Source organism: Arthrobacter sp. NPDC090010 (assembly GCF_044748305.1).
In the GTDB taxonomy this organism is placed as follows: Bacteria; Actinomycetota; Actinomycetes; order Actinomycetales; family Micrococcaceae; genus Arthrobacter_E.
Map to the genome: position 1 here is coordinate 110020 of NZ_JBIVFT010000001.1, position 17092 is coordinate 127111.

The window sequence follows — 17092 nt, forward strand, 5'->3', positions numbered from 1 at the left end:
GAATGATGCTGCGGAAGCGGAGGGGGAGACTGCGGCGATGCCTGCGGTCGACGACGGCGGACCGGAGCACCGCGCGGACGCTCCGGTGGATGCCCCGGCGCACGGCGGCGGTGAGCCGGAGCCTGAACAGGCGCGTCATCTGGCCGTTGGTGATGCCGGGATGGCTGCCGTCGAGTCTTCGACCGGTCCCGGTGGCGCTGACGCCGAGGACACGGAGCCTGTTGGTCCTGAAGCCGACGACTCCGTTCTGATCGACGCCGAACGGACCGAAATCGAGCCCGTGGTCGAGGCCGTCAAGGTGCCGACGCGGCCGTCGCAGGTGACCGTGGAGGACGGCGAGACCATGGAATCCATCGCTGCCCGATGGGCCGTGGATCCTGCCGAGCTGGCCGGGCTGAATGCGTGGCTGACACCCAATTCCCGGTACCTCTTCCCGGGCCAGGTCCTGAGGCTCCCACGAGGGTCTGGAGGCCCGATAACGAGGGCCTGACATGGGGTGATGTGATCTGCCTCAAAGAGGAAGGGAGGGGCCTTCCTCGATTTGGTGCTGGGCTGAGGATCCGGTAAAGTATTTCTTCGTTGCCCCCTTAGCTCAGTGGTAGAGCGCGTTCTTGGTAAGAACGAGGTCGCCGGATCGATTCCGGCAGGGGGCTCTGGATGAGGAGCCCGTGTCAAGGCGGTGATTGACCGGCTTGACACGGGCTTTTGCTCATCCGTGGCGGCGTAGCTCAGCTGGTTAGAGCGCACGACTCATAATCGTGAGGTCCCGGGATCGAGTCCCGGCGCCGCTACCAAGGAAGGCCCCGGAACCATGGTTCCGGGGCCTTCTGCGTTGCCTGGACATCGATGGTGTCCAGGTACCCGGTTCGGGTCGACAGGTTCCCGGACGCCTCGAATAGAACCGCGGGTTCTCAGCTCATGGTGAAGTCGTAGCGCTCAGGCAGGGGGATGCGGGGGAACGCGGCGTCCCAGAGATCGCGTAGCACAGTCGCTCCTTCCCGGAGGTCGGGCACTTCGATCCCGCTTTCCAGCAAGGCCGCAACGTCTTCATTCCGGCCCAGGGCGTACAGCGTCCGGGCCCGCAGCAGACTCAGCCGTCCCTCAAAGGAACCCTCGACGTCGTCTTTCACGGAAGCATTCCCGTCGGCCGCATCCAGCAGATCCAGGGCATCCGTGGCCGCCCCGGCGTCGAGCATGGCTTCCGCAGCCTCGATGAGCAGCCTCCGGTCGCCAGACGCGAGCGCGCAGGCGCTGCGGTAGTGCTCAAGCGCTTCGGACGGGTCTCCATGGGTCTTCAGAAGCGAACCCAGCCCACGATGGGCCTCGGCGGTGTCGCGCAGTGCGAGCGTTCGGCGGTACAGCAGCTCGGCTTCCTCCACCCGGCCCGAACCATGGGACATGAAGGCGCGGTGGAGCATGGCATCCGCGTTTCCGGGCAGCCGGGCCAGCAGCTCCTCCCACCGTCCGCCGGAGACCGCCGCCGTCGCACCGGAGAAGGACCCGTCCCGGAGCAGCCGCAGCCAGGGCTCCTGAGCCGGACCCAGGGTGGACTCATCGAACGGTGTTCCGGGGAACTCCGCCGCTCTGCCCTCGGAGATCCGGGCCGCACGCTCCAGGGCTCCCCAACCGCTCCCCGCGGACAAGGGCTCGGGAGCCAGGTCCATCCGTGAGGTCGCCGCGCGGTGCGCCGCCTCAAGTCCTTCCGGGCCGAGCAGGGCATCGGCCCGTCTCTGCCCCTCGGTCATGGCATGAGACCAGTCCTCGGAGTGCGCCGCTGCGGGCGACACGGCCGCGTTGCCATAGGCCTCGGTCCAGCTCCACTCGGCACCGGCGGGCATCGGAAGATGCTGGAACTGGGTCTGCGCCAGACCGGCCTGAATCTCGGCGTACTCCCCGCCTCGTGGGGTGAGCCAGTGCTGCCATCGCCGGCCGCCCTGCCCGCGGCCCCAGACGAAGAGCTTCCTGCCGCGCAGCCGCTGCGTCGAGAGCATCGCCAGGCCATCGCCGTCGACGTCGGCGTTCAGCAGCCAGCGCGGTCCGTCCTCCGGAAGATCGAAGAAGAAATCGGCGGCGTGGGTGTTCCGTGCGGGCCAGGTGCAGTCACGGCCTTCGTATCGGGTCGGGTCGACCACGGCGATCCGGTGATAGTCGTTCGAATAGGCCTGGACGGCAGGCGCCAGCACACGGCTGTGCTCGTCCTGCGGCACGGCCGCATTGGTCCACCAATAGACGGGGACCTCATGGTCCTGGACATTCCGGATGCGCACGGAGGCGAGCAGCACCGGGGAATCCTCCGGAAGCCAGAGGTCCACCTGGAACACCAGGCCGCGCAGCCGCTCGTACTCCCAGAGCCGGAGGACCTCCTGACCATCGGAACCCCGCACCAGTCCGCAGTGCAGCGGCTCGCAACTGGTGGGAGCATGCCCCCGTGTTCCGAGGTTCCACTCGATGCCCCCGGCGAACCAGGCGTTCCGCAAGGCGAAGTTGGCCAGTTGGAGCGTGTCCGGTGTGTGCAGGAGTTGCTTGCCGGTGGCCTTGTCCTGAAGCTCCCAGAGGCGGCCGCCCCACTGCGGCAGGACGACCGCGCGCAGCCGGCTGTTCTCCAGTACGACGGCGGTCACCTCCTGGCGCGTCAGCTCGCGGGCATAGCCGTCCTGGACCGAGTACGGAAACAAGCTGGGCGGGTAACCGTAGCCGAGGTCTCCCAAGCCGGCGGAGCCTTCGACGCCGGGGTCGTAGGGGGTGTCGGGAAGGGGGCCGAGGAGGGGGAAGGTGTTTCCTCCGGGCAGTGCGGAGACGTCGAGAGGGATGGAGGAGACGGTGATGCCGGGCATGGGGCTCCAGACGTGGATTCGAAGACCGTGAGGCTGCTCGGGACGAGTCGGCTTGAGCAGATTCTTCCGCTGTCCCGCAAGCGGGTCCAGGGTCGCGGAGGATGGTGCGCAGTAATGAACAGCGAGGACCGGGAATCCCAGGACGACGGGGAAGCGTACGGGGTTCCGGCTATTCTGAACCGTGGAGACGGGACGATGAGGAACCGGCCTGTCCCATCCTTCGCACCGATCTTCCAAAAGGGGAGAAACCATGACCGAGAACACCCCGGGCCACGAACCGCAACCGGACGGTCAGCGGCCGCCGTACCAGCCCGCACCGTCCTATCCGCCGCAGGGTCCAGGCGGGGCCGGCCAGAACCGCGGACCGGGTCAGAACCCCGCGCCGTCGTACGCTCAGCCGGGAATGCCGCAGCCCTATCCTCAGGCGCCCTACCAGCAGCCCGGCAAGCAGGGCAATGGCTTCGGTGTCGCCGCCCTGGTGCTTGGCATCCTGGCGCTCGTCTCCTCCTTCATCCCGTTCCTGGGAGTCGTGGCCTTCATCCTCGGCCCGCTGGCGATCCTCTTCGGGATCCTGGGCCTGGTGCTGCGGAAGCAGGCGCCGAAGGGCACATCGATCACCGGCATGATCCTGGGCGGCGTCGGAATTCTCGTCGCCGTCGTGGTGACCATGCTGACGGCCGTCTTCGTCGCGCAGGTCGGCAGCGCCTATGAATCGGCCAGGGCCGAGTCGTCGAAGAGCCAGGAAGCCGAGAGCTCGGCACAGCCGTCCAGCAGCGCGGTGGCCGGAGGCAAGGTGGAGTTCATCGCCACCACGAACAAGGGTGAGGCCGATGCCACCTACTCCGTGGGAGGCGACTCGGCCCAGAAGAAGTTCAGTGGGGAATTCAAAGCCAACGGCACGATGGACCCGACGTTCGATATCGCCACCCTGGTGGTGCTCGGGGATCCGCTCACGGATGGTCAGACCGTGAGCTGTGAAATCAAGGTGGACGGGAAGACCGTGAAGAAGCAGAGCGGCAGCACCGCCGTCAGCTGCACCATCACCTCGAATCACTGAGCATCGCCTCCCGTCTCCGACGACGGCCGTGACTTTTCACCCAAGGGCGCCTTCCGCGATGTGCGGAAGGCGCCCTTCGCCGTCGTCGGCTGGCGCACCGCCAGCATCACGCTTTGGTAAAGAGGTGTTGTGTGCGCCGCGTCACATTGGTTACTGTGGCCTCTGGCCCGGGCTGGCAACACATCTTTCACAGTTGCGCGGGCCGACGAGCGCGTTCACCTACGCGCCAGATGACGGACAAGGAAGTTCTCGGATGGCAATGAACAAGACCGCCCTGCGCGGTGTCATCGCATTGGCTGGGGTCTCCGCCCTCGCCCTGACGGCCTGCACCGGCCCTTCGGGAGGTGGAAACGGCTCCACGGGCGGAAGCAGCGGGAGCACGATCGCCTACGGCACCACCGACAAGGTGACCGCTCTGGACCCGGCCGGTTCTTACGACAACGGCTCCTTCATGCTCATGAACCAGGTGTTCCCCTTCCTGATGAACTCGAAGCCTGGGAGCGCCGAACCCGAACCGGACATCGCGACCTCCGCGGAGTTCACCACGCCCACCCAGTACACCGTGAAGATCAAGCCCGACCTCAAGTGGGCCAACGGCCATGTCCTGGATTCCAAGGACGTGAAGTTCAGCTTCGACCGCCAGATCAAGATCAACGACCCGAACGGTCCCGCCAGCCTCCTGGGCAACATCGCGTCGATCGCGGCACCGGACGCCACCACCGTGGTGTTCACCCTCAAGCAGGCCAATGACCAGACCTTCCCGCAGATCCTCTCCAGCCCGGCCGCCCCGATCGTGGACGACGAGGTCTTCCCGGCCGACAAGGTGCTCTCCGATGAGGACATCGTGAAGGCCAAGCCCTTCGCCGGTCAGTACGTGATCGACTCCTACAGCAAGAACACCTTGGTGAGCCTGAAGCCCTACGCGGACTACAAGGGTCTGCTGGGTGCTGCCGCCAACTCCGGCGCGACCGTCAAGTACTACACCGACCAGAGCAACCTGAAGCTGGACATCCAGCAGGGCAACCTCGACGTCGCCAACCGCAGCCTCAGCGCCACGGACATCGACGACCTGAAGAAGGACTCCAAGGTCAAGGTGCACACCGGCCCGGGTGGCGAGATGCGTTACGTGGTCTTCAACTTCAACACCATGCCGTTCGGCGCCAAGACCGCCCAGGCCGACCCGAAGAAGGCCCAGGCCGTGCGCCAGGCGGTCGCCAACCTGGTGGACCGCCAGGCGATCGCGGACCAGGTCTACAAGGGCACCTACCTGCCCCTGTTCTCCAACATCCCCAACGGCTTCCTCGGCGCCAACCAGTCCTTCAAGGACCTTTACGGCACGGACGGCAAGCCCGATGCGGACAAGGCCAAGAAGGCCCTTTCCGACGCTGGTGTGAGCACCCCCGTGGATCTCAAGCTCGAGTACAACCCGGACCACTACGGCAAGTCCTCGGGTGACGAGTACGCCATGGTCAAGGACCAGCTGGAGAAGTCCGGCCTGTTCAAGGTGGATCTGCAGTCGGCCGAGTGGGTCACGTACAACAAGGCGTCCAAGGCGGATGCCTACCCGGTCTACCAGCTCGGCTGGTTCCCGGACTTCTCCGACCCGGACAACTACCTCACCCCGTTCTTCCCCAAGGGCGGCTTCATGAACAACCACTACTCCAACCCGGAGGTGGATCAGCTCATCGCGAAGCAGGTGACCGAGAAGGACAAGACCCAGCGCGAGAAGGACGTCCAGGACGTTCAGAAGCTGCTGGCTCAGGACATCTCCACCCTGCCGCTCCTCCAGGGAGCCCAGGTGGCCGTGTCCGGCGCGGACGTCAAGGGCGTGGACAGCACCCTGGATGCATCGTTCAAGTTCCGCTTGGGCAGCGTTTCCAAGTAAGCCCGGACGCCAGGAGGCGGGGTGCACGCCCCGCCTCCTGGCGTGCTCCGGTCACCTCGCCGTCGCCGCCCCACGGCTCCCGCGGCGGGACAGCGGGCGGCCATGCCGCCGTCGCACCGGAACAGAGAATCCACGCAGAGGATCCCATGTCATCGATAGTCGAAGCCGAGGCCCCCGAAGCGGTCACCACCGCAGCCTCGCAGCGGAGCGGGGGAGGACTGGGACGATACATCCTGGTCCGCTTCCTGCTCATCTTCCCCACCATCTTCATCCTGGTCACCCTGGTGTTCTTCCTCATGCGGATCACCGGCGACCCCATCACCGCCGCACTCGGCGGACGCCTACCGCAGGACCAGCTGAACGCGCGCATCCATGAGGCCGGCTACGACCGGCCCATCCTCGTCCAGTACGTCGACTACCTGGGCCAGATCGCCACAGGCAACTTCGGCACCACCATCTCGGACCGCCGTCCCGTGGTCGAGATGCTCTCCACCTTCGGCACGGCGACGCTGGAACTGAGCATCAACGCCCTCATCGTCGCCCTGTTGATCGGCATCCCTCTCGGCATGCTCGCCGCGCACCGCCGCGACCGGGTGCCCGATGCCGTGCTCCGTTTCTTCGCCATCCTCGGCTACGCGACCCCCGTCTTCTTCGCGGGTCTGCTGCTCAAGCTCACCTTTTCCGTCGCCCTCGGCTGGTTGCCCGTGTCCGGCAGAGCCTCCACGAGCACGGAGCTGGCGATGAGCCAGCTGGGAGCTCCCACGGGGATCTACTGGCTCGACGCCTTGCGCAGCGGAAATTTCGAGGCTTTCGGTGACGTGGTCCGGCATGCCATCCTGCCGGCCATCGCGCTCGGTCTCCTCACCGCCGGGGTCTTCCTGCGTCTGGTGCGCACGAACCTCATCGGAACACTCGGCAAGGACTACGTGGAGGCCGGACGGTCCCGCGGCGTCAGCGAATTCCGGCTGGTCACCAAACACGCCTACAAGCCGGCCCTGATCCCCATCATCACCGTCATGGGTCTTCAGATCGCCATGATGCTGGGAGGCGCGGTCCTGACGGAGACGACCTTCGAGTGGAAAGGACTGGGCTATCAGCTGGCCCAGTACCTCACCGCCCGTGACTTCGTGGCCGTGCAGGGCATCGTCATGCTCATGGCCGTGATCGTGGCCGTGACCAACTTCCTGGTGGACATCGTGGCCGCCGTGATCGACCCCCGGGTGAGGTACTGATGTCCGTAGACACCGTGACGGCCACCGCGCCGCAGCGCGGCTCCTGGCTGAGCCGTTTTCCCCTGATCTCGCATGTGCGTCAGAGCGTCGGACTCCAGCGGGGCATGCTCCTCGTGGGCACGGTCCTGACCGTCCTGTTCGTGCTGACCGCCATCCTGGCGCCCGTGATCGCACCGTTCGGCTACTCGCAGATCTCCGACGGCGACGGGACGTTCCCGGCCCAGGCCGCCCCCGGCGGCAAACATCTCTGGGGCACCACGGTCGGCGGATACGACGTGTTCTCCCGGGTGATCTGGGGCTCCCAGACGGCCGTGGTGGTCATCGTGATCTCCGTGGCCCTCTCGATCTTCGTCGGTGTGGCACTCGGTCTCCTCAGCGGCTACCTGGGTGGCTGGCTGGACAGGGTCCTCGTGGTCATCGCAGACGCGATCTACGCCTTCCCGTCCCTGCTGCTGGCCATCGTGATGTCGATCGTCCTGAACCATGGTGAATCCGGATTCTGGACCGGCGTGCTGGCGTGTGCCTTCTCCATCACGGTGGTGTTCGTCCCGCAGTACTTCCGTGTGATCCGTGCCGAGACGATCCGCCTGAAGACGGAGCCTTTCGTGGAATCCGCCAAGGTGGTCGGCGCCTCGCCGTGGCGCATCATGGGACGGCACATCTTCAAGAACGCCACTCGGACGCTTCCGTTGATCTTCACCCTGAACTCTTCGGAGGCCATCCTCACCCTGGCGGGTCTGGGCTTCCTGGGCTTCGGCATCGAACCGACCAAAGCCGCTGAGTGGGGCTTCGATCTCAATAAGGCGATGGCGGATGCGACCTCCGGCATCTGGTGGACGGGTGTTTTCCCCGGCGCCGCGATCGTGCTCACCGTCCTCGGCCTGACGCTCCTGGGCGAGAGCATGAACGATCTCAACGACCCGCGCCTTCGAGGCCGTCGACGGCCCGCCAAGACCGTCCAGATCCTCGGTTCGAGGCCCGGTGCCCCGGTGTCTGGTGCTTCGGTGCCGGGTGTTTCGGTGCCGGACGCGCCGGCCCCGGAAGACGTCGACGGCACCCCTGGAAAGGAAGCCACCCCATGAGCGCCGCAGCACGCCATCGCTCGGACGCCGCCGTGAGCGGTCCCGTTCTGAACATCGAGCACTTGAACGTCACCTTCGCCACCGACAGCGGCGACGTCCATGCCGTCCGCGACGTCACGCTGGATGTGCAACCGGGCGAGGTGCTCGCCATCGTCGGTGAATCCGGGTCGGGCAAGACCGTGACCGCCCGCACCATCCTGGGCTTGCTCCCGGAGACGGCGACGAGCGCGGGAGCCGTCCTGGTCAGCGGACACGATGTGATCAGTGTCAGCCCGGCTGAACTGCGCCGGATCCGCGGCCGGGACGTGGCCATGGTCTTCCAGGAGCCGTCCACCGCCCTGAACCCGGTCTTCACCATCGGCTGGCAGATCGCCGAGGGGCTTCGGGTCCATTCCCAGGACGGACACCGCCTCAGCCGGAAGGAAGGCCGGGAGCGCGCCATCGACGCTTTGCGCAAGGTGGGCATCCCCGATCCCGAGACCCGCGTCGACTACTACCCGCACCAGCTGTCCGGCGGCCAGAAGCAGCGCGTGGTCATCGCCGCGGCTCTCGCCCTGAACCCCGGGCTGATCGTTGCGGATGAGCCGACCACGGCCCTCGATGTGACGGTCCAGGCGGAGATCCTCGAACTGCTGCGTGAGCTGCGGGACGAATACGGGACGTCGATCGTCCTCATCACGCACAATATGGGCGTGGTGGCGGATCTGGCCGACCGGGTGGTCGTCATGTACCGCGGTGACGTGGTGGAAGAGGCTCCCGCGCGGACGCTCTTCGCGGAACCCCGTGAGGACTACACGAAGGAACTGCTGGCAGCGGTGCCGCACCTGGGCCGGGACTCCGCGTCCGAAGGAGCCACCGAACGTCTGCATCAGGGCGGCAAGGTGCTGGTGGAGGCCAAGGGTCTCAGCATCGAATTCGCCGGCCGCTTCGGACGGAACGGCTTCAAGGCGGTGGACGACGTCAGTTTCAGCATCTCCGAACGGGAGGTGTTCGGGCTGGTGGGCGAGTCGGGCTCAGGAAAGTCGACCATCGGACGCGCCATCGCGGGGCTGAACCGTGTCACAGGCGGCAGCCTCACGGTCTTCGGACACGAGATGAACGGATTCAAGGAACGCGGGTTCAAGCCGCTCCGCAAGGACATCGGTTTCGTGTTCCAGGACCCGGCCGCATCGTTCAATCCGCATCTGACCATCGGGGAGTGCATCGCCGAACCGCTCATCGTGCACCGGAAGCCGAACGCCGCCGAAGCACGCCAGCGGGTGGCGCAGTTGCTCGAATCGGTGCAGCTGCCGTCGTCGTACGCGGCACGGTACCCGCACGAGCTCTCCGGTGGCCAGCGGCAGCGCGCCTCGCTGGCGCGCTCCCTGGCACTGAACCCGCCTCTGGTGATCGCCGACGAACCGACCTCGGCCCTGGACGTCTCGGTGCAGGCGAAGGTGCTGGAGCTGTTCAAGGACATCCAGGAGGAGTACGGTTTCGCCGCATTGTTCATCAGCCACGATCTGGCAGTGGTCGACATGCTCTCCCACTGGGTGGGTGTCCTCTTCAAAGGCCGTCTGGTGGAGCAGGGCATCGGAAGCCAGGTGATGGGGCAGCCGTCGCAGGACTACACGAAGAGGCTCATCGCCTCCTTGCCGGTGCCTGACCCTGAGGAACAGGCACGACGCCGCGAGGCGCACCGCGGTCTGCTCAAGGGCTGACCGTATACCTGCGCCCGTGAAACACTGTGACCCCGCCGGATCCGGCGGGGTCACAGTGTTTCACGGGCTGTCCAGGTGACTCAGACGACCGGGCCGTCCCAGGACCAGGCCGGTACGCCCAGCCGCGCCGGGACGTCCTCGACGCTGCGCGGATAGCGGGACATCTGCGCCGTGGACCACTCGAAATAGGCGTGCAGAGTCCGGCGTAGCGGCTCGTCGGCATCCAGCCCGGCATCCTTCAGAGCCTCATCGAAGCAGGCCACAGCGCGCCGGTCCATCTCCTCGTGCTCCCCGTTGCCGCTGTGCATCCGCAGCACCGAACTCCCATCGCCGATGCTTCCGGAATAGAGCCGTGGACCACCGAGGGACTCCGCCCAATAGGCCGCGAGCCGTCGGGTGTGTTCGGGGTGGGTTCCGTGGCGGAATGCGTGGCCGACCACCTCGTCGGCCGCCACTCTCCGGTGCCAGGCCTCGGCAAGGGTGAGGAAAGCGTCGAATCCTCCGGCGGCGTCGTAAACGGTCTCCATACCCGGAACCCTAGGAGCGCGGTCCAGGCAGGGCAAGAGACGTCCCTGCCGAGCCGGATGGGTCAGCCCCGCGTCCGGTGCTGGGAGAATGACCTCATGGAACAGCTCGCACTGATCATGGGACTGCTCTTCGCCACGGTTCTCGCCGTGGGTCTGGGGGACCGTCTGAAGCTGCCGTATCCCGTGCTCATGCTCCTCATGGCCATGGTGATGACGGCGATCCCGGGGTTCCCCGAGTTCGCGATCGACCCCGAACTCATCCTTCCGGTCTTCCTGCCGCCGCTGCTCTTCGCCACGGCCCAGCGCAGCTCCTGGCAGGTGTTCCAGCTGCGCTGGCGGACCCTGCTCTGGCTTGCCGTGGGCCTGGTGGTGGTCACGACCGCCGCGGTCGCAGGCACGGCCTGGCTGCTGATCCCCGGCATCGGTCTGCCGGCCGCGATCGCGCTGGGTGCGATGGTGGCACCTCCGGATCCGGTGGCGGTGGAATCGGTCGCGGGCAAGGTGCACATGCCGCGCAAGCTCATGAACATCCTCCAGAGCGAGGGGCTCTTCAATGACGCGGCCGCCATCGTCATCTTCCAGGCGGCCGTGGCAGCCACCCTGGCCGGTCGCAATCTCGATGCCAGCCTGATCCCCAAGTTCCTCCTCGGCATCGTCCTGGCGGTGCTCATCGGCGTCGGGATGGGATACGTCGCAAAGTTCGTCACCTGGCTCGTCACGGCAGGTGTGGCGCGGACGGCAGTGAGCCTGGTGGTCCCCTTCGCCTCCTACATCCTCGCGGAAGAGGTGCACGCCTCGGGTGTCATCGCCGTCGTCGTGGTGGCGCTGGAGATGAAGCGCCACGCCCGGCCCGAAGACGCGGCGGAACGTGTCAGCCAGGCGAACTTCTGGGACGTCGTCGAGCTGCTGGCAACCGGTCTCGCCTTCGGTCTGGTGGGACTGGACATCCGGCAGGTGATTCACTCCGAAGGAGCAGCGATCTTCGACATGGTGCCGTCCGCGATCGCCGTCTGCGTCGTGGCGATCGCCGTCCGCTTCCTGTGGACCTGGTTCTACTTGACCACCCGCGGCAAGCTGTACCAGGGCGATTGGCGATCCAAGCTCAAGGACGTCATCATCCTCAGCTACAGCGGCATGAGGGGGCTGGCCACGTTGGCGCTGGCGCTCGCCCTTCCCTTGACGCTCGACGACGGCTCGGCCTTCCCGGCCCGGGACCACATTCTGGTGATCGCCTGCACCGTTCTCCTCGTGACACTCGTCCTGCCCGGTCTGACCCTCCCCGCGCTCATGAAGATCCTCAAGGCGCAGGATGACGGATCAGAGGAGAAGGAAGCGGCGCACATGCTGGCCCGGCGCGCTCAGAAGGCGGCTTTGCTCGCCCTGAAGGAGAGCGAACTGGTCTCTCAGCTCAGCCCGGAACAGCAGAACAAGATGGCGAAGCGTCTGAAGTCCCTGCACCTGGAGCTGCAGGGGAGTGGCCCCGTCGGGGGCGCGGACGGGTCCGCGCCGGCCATTCCGGATGAGGTCCGGGAGCGCTACGCGAAGGGACGGGAGCTGATGATCGCGGCCCAGACCATCGCGTTGGACGCGGCCCGCCAGGAGGTCCTGGTGGCACGCAAGGAACTCGGCATGGATCCCGAGGTCGCGGACCATGTGCTGCGGCAGCTCGACCTGCGGACCATGGTCATGCCCAGCACGAACTAGGCGAAGCCGTGCTGGGAAGGAGCAGGGCCGGGGCCCTGGCGGTGTGCCGTCCGCTCGTGAAAGAGTGAGTCAGTGACCCAGAACACGGCGCGCAGCGCAGCCCACGGCCAGTTGATCTACGGATGCATGGGACTGGGGGGCTCCTGGGACTCCACTCCGTACACGGAGAAGGACGTGGCCCAGGCCTCCGAGGTGATCGACGCCGCCCGGGGTATCGGCGTCGAACTCTTCGACCATGCGGACATCTACCGCACCGGAAAGGCCGAAGCCGTCTTCGGCGAGGTGCTCGCCGCGCGGCCCGGGCTGCGCGAGGAGATCCGGCTGCAGAGCAAGTGCGGTATCCGCCTGGGGGAGAACGGGCTCAACAACTACTACGACCTCAGCCACGCCTCGATCTTGGAGCGCGTGGAGGGCATCCTCACCCGGCTGCACACCGACCATCTGGACACGCTTCTTTTCCACCGCCCCGATCCGCTGCTGGAACGGCATGAGGCGGCCCGCGCCGTTCAGGAACTCCTGGCCGATGGACGGATCAGGGCCCTGGGGGTCTCGAACATGTCCGCGGCGCAGATGGAGCACCTTCAAGACGCCCTCGCGACGCCGATCGTCGCCAACCAGCTCGAGATGAGCCTCGGGGTGCGCGGCTGGGTGGACTCCGGTGTGACGATCAACCACGGGCAGGGCGCCGGTAATCCTTTCCCGCACGGCACGCTGGAACACTGCATGAGCCGGGGGATCGAACTGCAGGCCTACGGTTCACTGGCCAACGGCCGGTACACGGGTGCGGTGGCAGAGGTGGACCTCGACGACGCCGAGCGGGAGACCGCGGCCCTGTTGCGGGAGCTCGCAGAGGATTTCGGGGTGGCCCCGGAATCGGTGCTGCTCGGCTGGCTCATGAAGCACCCGGCGGGCATCTCGCCGGTGATCGGCACCACGAACACCTCCCGGATCGCGGCGTGCGGCGATGCCATCGCCGTCGCCGGGCGGATGGACCGGCTGCAGTGGTACCGCCTGTGGATCGCCGCCCGGGGTGAATTCATCCCCTGAGGTCTGGCGGGGTCAGCGGGTCATCAGGAGCTATACCGGTCCAGCGCTGAATAGGGCCTGGTCACGCGCTTTCTGTGAGAAAAGTCAAATAAAACCGGATATGACTGTCTGCAGCCCACAAACGCTTGGGTCCGGTGCACCCCTGACCGGTACCGTAGTGGCATGAGTTCTTCCGTCACTTCCTCCGGTCGTCCCACCCGCAACATCAGCCCGGAGATCGCCCGCTCCTGGCTCCTGGTCAACGCCATGAAGACGGAACTCTTCGACGACGCGGCCGCCTCACGCGCCGACGCCATCATCCTGGACATCGAAGATGCCGTGGACCCTTCGCATAAGGACGAGGCTCGCGAAAACGTCCGTGGCTGGCTGACCGCGGGGCACCAGGCCTGGGTTCGCGTCAACGACGCCACCAGCCCCTTCTGGGCCGATGACCTGGCCGGGCTGCGTGGCACCCCGGGTCTGCTGGGCGTCATGCTGGCCAAGACGGAATCCGCCGACCAGGTGACCGAGTCCTACCACCGCATGGATGGCAAGACCCCCGTCGTCGCGCTCGTCGAGTCCGCTGTGGGCATCGAGGAGGCCAACAACATCGCCAAGGGCCAGGGCTGCTTCCGCCTGGCCTTCGGATCCGGCGATTTCCGCCGCGACACCGGCATGGCTGCGACTCCTGAGGCGATGGCTTATCCGCGGGCCAAGCTCGTCGTCGCAAGCCGCGTCGGCGGCCTGCCCGGCCCCATCGACGGCCCGACCGTCGGCAGCAACCACCCGATCCTGCGCGAGCAGAGCGGTATCACCGTGACCATGGGCATGACCGGCAAGCTCTGCCTCTCCACGGACCAGACCGCGATCATCAACGAGGTCATCAGCCCCACGCCGTCCGATGTCGCCTGGGCCACCGACTTCATGAACGACTTCGAGGCCAACGGCCGCGTGATCCGCGACGGCTCGGATCTGCCCCGCCTCGGCCGCGCCGAGAAGATCATGAAGCTCGCCGTGGCCTTCGGCGTCGCTCCGTCCGTCTGATCAGGGAACTGGCGACGGGATGATCGGCGACTTCTGGGCCACGGCGTCCACGCTCTACAAGACCGTGGTGCTCAGCGCTCTGGGACTCCTGGTGGTGGGTTTCGCTCTGAACATCACCGGTCTGCTGACGCACAACAACGGCCTGGCGCTCGGGGCACTCCCGGTGATCGGCGCCGGATTGCTGCTGCACATGGTGGGCATGGTGATCCGCAGCCGCGAGCTCCACAAACGCCGCCAGGGTAAGTAGCCCTCTACTTTTCCCCGCGAGGTGACAGCTGACGCCCCTAAAACTCGATTTTAGGGGCGTCAGCTGTCACCTCGCGGGTGGGTCCAGCGTTCCCTGGCCGGGGATAGGCTTGTTCCATGAGCATCAATCCCGATCTGCAGGGCCGCAGTTACCCGGCCGCCGAGGTCTACGAGGTGGGCCGCGAGAAGGTCCGTGAGTTCGCCCGCGCGGTCAAGGCCACACATCCGGCACACTTCGACGTCGAGGCGGCCCAGGCGCTCGGCCACACGGACTTGGTGGCACCGCCCACCTTCGCCATCATCGTGGCTCAGCGGGCTGATGCCCAGCTCATCGAAGACCCGGACTCGGGCATCGATTTCTCCCGCGTGGTCCACGCCGACCAGCGCTTCACCCATCACCGTCCCATCGTGGCCGGCGACCGTCTGGTGGCCGAGCTGCACGTGGACCAAGTCCGCGGCATGGGAGGCGGTGCCATGATCACCACCCGGTCGGAGATCTCCACCGTGGACGGTGAGAAGGTCGCCACCACCACGTCCTCCATTCTGGTCCGCGGAGAGGGACAGTAATGCCTGCACTGAATGAACTTGAAAAGGGCCAGGAGATCGCCCGCCGCGTCATCGACGTGAACCGTGTGGACCTGGTCAAGTACGCCGGTGCGTCCGGTGACTTCAACCCCATCCACTGGAATGAGGCCTTCGCCCAGGGCGTCGAGCTGCCCGGCGTGATCGCTCACGGCATGTTCACCATGGGTGCCGCAGTACAGCTGGTGAGCGACTGGGCAGGTGACCCGGGCGCCGTCGTCGACTATCAGACGCGCTTCACCAAGCCGGTTCTGGTCACGGACACCACCGGCACCGAAGCGCCGGGTGCGCAGATCGAGGTGATCGGCGTCGTCGGTGCTCTCGACGAGGAGGCCGGCACCGCCCGCATCGATCTGAACGTCACCTTCGACGGCCAGCGTGTGCTCATGAAGGCGCAGGCCGTGGTGAAGCTGAACGCATGAGCCAGCCGACTCTGGCCGAGCTGACCACCACCCGGGTGGGCGGCCCCGCGGGCCGTTACCTGGAGGCCTCCACGGAGGCGGAGATCATCGACGCCGTCCGGGCCGCCGACGCCGCAGGGGAGCAGCTGCTGATCCTGGGCGGAGGCTCCAACCTCCTGGTGTCCGACGACGGCTATCCGGGCACGGTGCTGCGCATCGCGTCGCAGGGTGTTGACACCTCCTTCGAGGAGAGCTGCGGCGGTGCCACAGTGACCGTGCAAGCGGGCCACGAATGGGACGACTTCGTGCACCAGTCCGTGCTCCATGCGCATTCGGGAGTGGAGGCGCTCTCCGGGATTCCCGGGAGCGCCGGTGCCACCCCGGTGCAGAACGTCGGCGCCTATGGTTCGGACGTCTCGCAGACGATTGCGCAGGTCCGCACCTGGGACCGCAGCAGCAACGCCGTGAAGACCTTCAGCCTGTCGGAACTGAAATTCGGCTACCGGGACTCGATCCTCAAACGGACCACGGACAACGGCTCGCCGCGCTACGTGGTGCTCAGCGTGACGTTCCAGCTCCCGCTGGGGCGGATGAGCGCCCCGATCCGCTACGCCGAGCTCGCCCGGACTCTGGGGGTTGAGGTGGGTGAGCGTGCTTACGCTCTCGACGTCCGCAACGCCGTTCTGGAACTGCGTAAGGGCAAGGGCATGGTGTTGGATGCCGGGGATCACGACACCTGGTCCACCGGGTCCTTCTTCACCAATCCCGTGATCCCGGAGACGGAAGCCGTTCGGCTGCCCGACACCGCTCCCCGGTACCCTGCAGGGGAGGGGTTTGTGAAGCTTTCCGCGGCATGGCTCATCGACAATGCCGGTTTCCCCAAGGGCTACGGTCTGGCTGAGGACTCAGTGAGCGGTGGACGGGCGTCCCTGTCCACCAAGCACACCCTGGCGCTGACCAACCGTGGCAGTGCGAGCGCCCAGGATCTCCTGGCCCTGGCGCGTGAGGTGCGCGCTGGCGTGCAGGCGAGGTTCGGCGTCGAGCTCCACAATGAGCCGTTGCTGATCGGCGTGGAACTCTGATCCCATGGCATCGGCTGTCCCCACCGGTGCCCTTGACTCGTCCCTCGTCCGGGGCACCTCGGCGGGATGAGCCCTCCGTGGCTGTCGATGACGAGCGGGTCAGGATTCCGGCTCATCCAGGGAACAGGCCCGGCTGAAGAGTAGGTAACTCAGTGCGGAGGCGCAGGCTCCGGTGAGGAACACCTGGCTGAAGGCGAGAGTCTGGGAGGTCGGGCCGCCTGTGAGGAAAAGCCCGATCACGGAGAAGCCGATGGCGCCCAGCAACATCATGAGCGCGCCGAAGTAGAAGCTGCGCACCATGACGGGCAACTCATTGCTCAGAGACAACTGCCATCGGGCGGATCGTGGCTTGTCCAAGGGCTGAGTGAAGACGGCGCACGCCAGGAGCACAATGGACACGGCCGCAGAGAAGGAACCCACCACCTGGACACGTTGCAAGGTGGCGGAGACGTGCAGGCCGGAGGTGATGGCCACGACCAAAGCCGCTCCCATGCCGAGCAGGGCAAGGAACCAGCCGGGCACGGCCAGGCTACGGCTCAGCAGGCGCATGTTCGGCCAGAGTTCTCCCAGGGTCACACTTACACCTTAGTCGGGCGGCGTCGGGCCGGGCCCTCGCCCACTACCGCTGCGTGGGCTCCCTGTCCCGACTCCCTCGGGCCGGGCCCTCGCCCACTACCGCTGCGTGGGCTC

The 17092-nt window shown here is 66.5% G+C and carries 16 protein-coding genes and 2 tRNA genes; 15 read left to right on the forward strand and 3 right to left on the reverse strand.

From position 1 onward, the window contains the following. Positions 1-37 precede the first annotated feature (37 nt). The 3 genes from ACIPXZ_RS00490 to ACIPXZ_RS00500 all read left to right on the forward strand — a co-directional run bounded on the left by ACIPXZ_RS00490 (position 38) and on the right by ACIPXZ_RS00500 (position 794). The gene (locus tag ACIPXZ_RS00490) at positions 38-490 is read left to right on the forward strand and encodes a LysM peptidoglycan-binding domain-containing protein (RefSeq protein WP_400590060.1); all 453 of its coding nucleotides are present in this window, start codon (positions 38-40) and stop codon (positions 488-490) included. 91 nt (positions 491-581) lie between these two features. Continuing rightward, a tRNA-Thr gene (locus ACIPXZ_RS00495) sits at positions 582-653 on the forward strand. A gap of 64 nt (positions 654-717) precedes the next feature. Further along, positions 718-794: transfer RNA gene (locus ACIPXZ_RS00500), tRNA-Met, on the forward strand. Between the two features lie 117 nt (positions 795-911). On the opposite strand, the gene ACIPXZ_RS00505 is transcribed toward ACIPXZ_RS00500, so the two are convergent. After that, positions 912-2834, reverse strand: a complete 1923-nt coding sequence (locus tag ACIPXZ_RS00505; protein WP_400590062.1) for a DUF5107 domain-containing protein — start codon at positions 2832-2834, stop codon at positions 912-914. A 250-nt stretch (positions 2835-3084) separates the two neighbouring features. Between ACIPXZ_RS00505 and ACIPXZ_RS00510 the strand changes: the two genes are divergently transcribed. The 5 genes from ACIPXZ_RS00510 (at position 3085) to ACIPXZ_RS00530 (ending at position 9790) form a co-directional block, all read left to right on the forward strand. Continuing rightward, entirely contained in the window at positions 3085-3891 is an 807-nt protein-coding gene (locus tag ACIPXZ_RS00510) for a hypothetical protein (RefSeq protein ID WP_400590064.1), read from the forward strand. 253 nt (positions 3892-4144) lie between these two features. Then, complete coding sequence (locus ACIPXZ_RS00515; RefSeq protein WP_400590065.1) at positions 4145-5776, forward strand: ABC transporter substrate-binding protein; 1632 nt, start codon at positions 4145-4147, stop codon at positions 5774-5776. Positions 5777-5922: 146 nt separating this feature from the next. Beyond that, the gene (locus tag ACIPXZ_RS00520) at positions 5923-7008 is read left to right on the forward strand and encodes an ABC transporter permease (RefSeq protein WP_400590067.1); all 1086 of its coding nucleotides are present in this window, start codon (positions 5923-5925) and stop codon (positions 7006-7008) included. Further along, positions 7008-8090, forward strand: a complete 1083-nt coding sequence (locus ACIPXZ_RS00525; RefSeq protein ID WP_400590069.1) for an ABC transporter permease — start codon at positions 7008-7010, stop codon at positions 8088-8090. The genes ACIPXZ_RS00520 and ACIPXZ_RS00525 overlap by 1 nt, the downstream gene beginning before the upstream one ends. Further along, positions 8087-9790, forward strand: a complete 1704-nt coding sequence (locus ACIPXZ_RS00530) for an ABC transporter ATP-binding protein (RefSeq protein ID WP_400590071.1) — start codon at positions 8087-8089, stop codon at positions 9788-9790. The genes ACIPXZ_RS00525 and ACIPXZ_RS00530 overlap by 4 nt, the downstream gene beginning before the upstream one ends. A gap of 80 nt (positions 9791-9870) precedes the next feature. On the opposite strand, the gene ACIPXZ_RS00535 is transcribed toward ACIPXZ_RS00530, so the two are convergent. Beyond that, on the reverse strand, positions 9871-10317 hold the full coding sequence (locus ACIPXZ_RS00535) for a group II truncated hemoglobin (RefSeq protein ID WP_400590072.1): 447 nt from the start codon (positions 10315-10317) through the stop codon (positions 9871-9873). Between the two features lie 96 nt (positions 10318-10413). Here ACIPXZ_RS00535 and ACIPXZ_RS00540 point away from each other — a divergent pair, with 96 nt between their 5' ends. The 7 genes from ACIPXZ_RS00540 to ACIPXZ_RS00570 all read left to right on the forward strand — a co-directional run bounded on the left by ACIPXZ_RS00540 (position 10414) and on the right by ACIPXZ_RS00570 (position 16402). Next, a complete protein-coding gene (locus ACIPXZ_RS00540; protein ID WP_400590073.1) occupies positions 10414-12021 on the forward strand; it encodes a Na+/H+ antiporter in 1608 nt (535 codons plus the stop codon). 72 nt (positions 12022-12093) lie between these two features. Next, on the forward strand, positions 12094-13068 hold the full coding sequence (locus ACIPXZ_RS00545) for an aldo/keto reductase family oxidoreductase (RefSeq protein WP_400590075.1): 975 nt from the start codon (positions 12094-12096) through the stop codon (positions 13066-13068). Between the two features lie 162 nt (positions 13069-13230). Further along, complete coding sequence (locus ACIPXZ_RS00550; RefSeq protein ID WP_400590077.1) at positions 13231-14091, forward strand: HpcH/HpaI aldolase/citrate lyase family protein; 861 nt, start codon at positions 13231-13233, stop codon at positions 14089-14091. Positions 14092-14110: 19 nt separating this feature from the next. Beyond that, a complete protein-coding gene (locus ACIPXZ_RS00555) occupies positions 14111-14338 on the forward strand; it encodes a DUF3188 domain-containing protein (RefSeq protein ID WP_400590078.1) in 228 nt (75 codons plus the stop codon). Between the two features lie 116 nt (positions 14339-14454). Next, positions 14455-14904, forward strand: coding sequence for a MaoC family dehydratase N-terminal domain-containing protein (locus tag ACIPXZ_RS00560; protein ID WP_400590080.1), 450 nt, complete (start codon positions 14455-14457; stop codon positions 14902-14904). After that, positions 14904-15341 carry a MaoC family dehydratase gene (locus ACIPXZ_RS00565; protein WP_400590081.1) on the forward strand — a complete coding sequence of 146 codons (438 nt, stop codon included), beginning with the start codon at positions 14904-14906 and terminating at the stop codon, positions 15339-15341. The genes ACIPXZ_RS00560 and ACIPXZ_RS00565 overlap by 1 nt, the downstream gene beginning before the upstream one ends. Beyond that, positions 15338-16402: a UDP-N-acetylmuramate dehydrogenase gene (locus tag ACIPXZ_RS00570; protein ID WP_400590082.1), complete on the forward strand. Its 1065-nt coding sequence runs from the start codon at positions 15338-15340 to the stop codon at positions 16400-16402. The genes ACIPXZ_RS00565 and ACIPXZ_RS00570 overlap by 4 nt, the downstream gene beginning before the upstream one ends. A 99-nt stretch (positions 16403-16501) precedes the next feature. Here ACIPXZ_RS00570 and ACIPXZ_RS00575 read toward each other — a convergent pair whose 3' ends face one another. Beyond that, a complete protein-coding gene (locus tag ACIPXZ_RS00575; RefSeq protein ID WP_400590084.1) occupies positions 16502-16978 on the reverse strand; it encodes a hypothetical protein in 477 nt (158 codons plus the stop codon). Positions 16979-17092 lie beyond the last annotated feature (114 nt).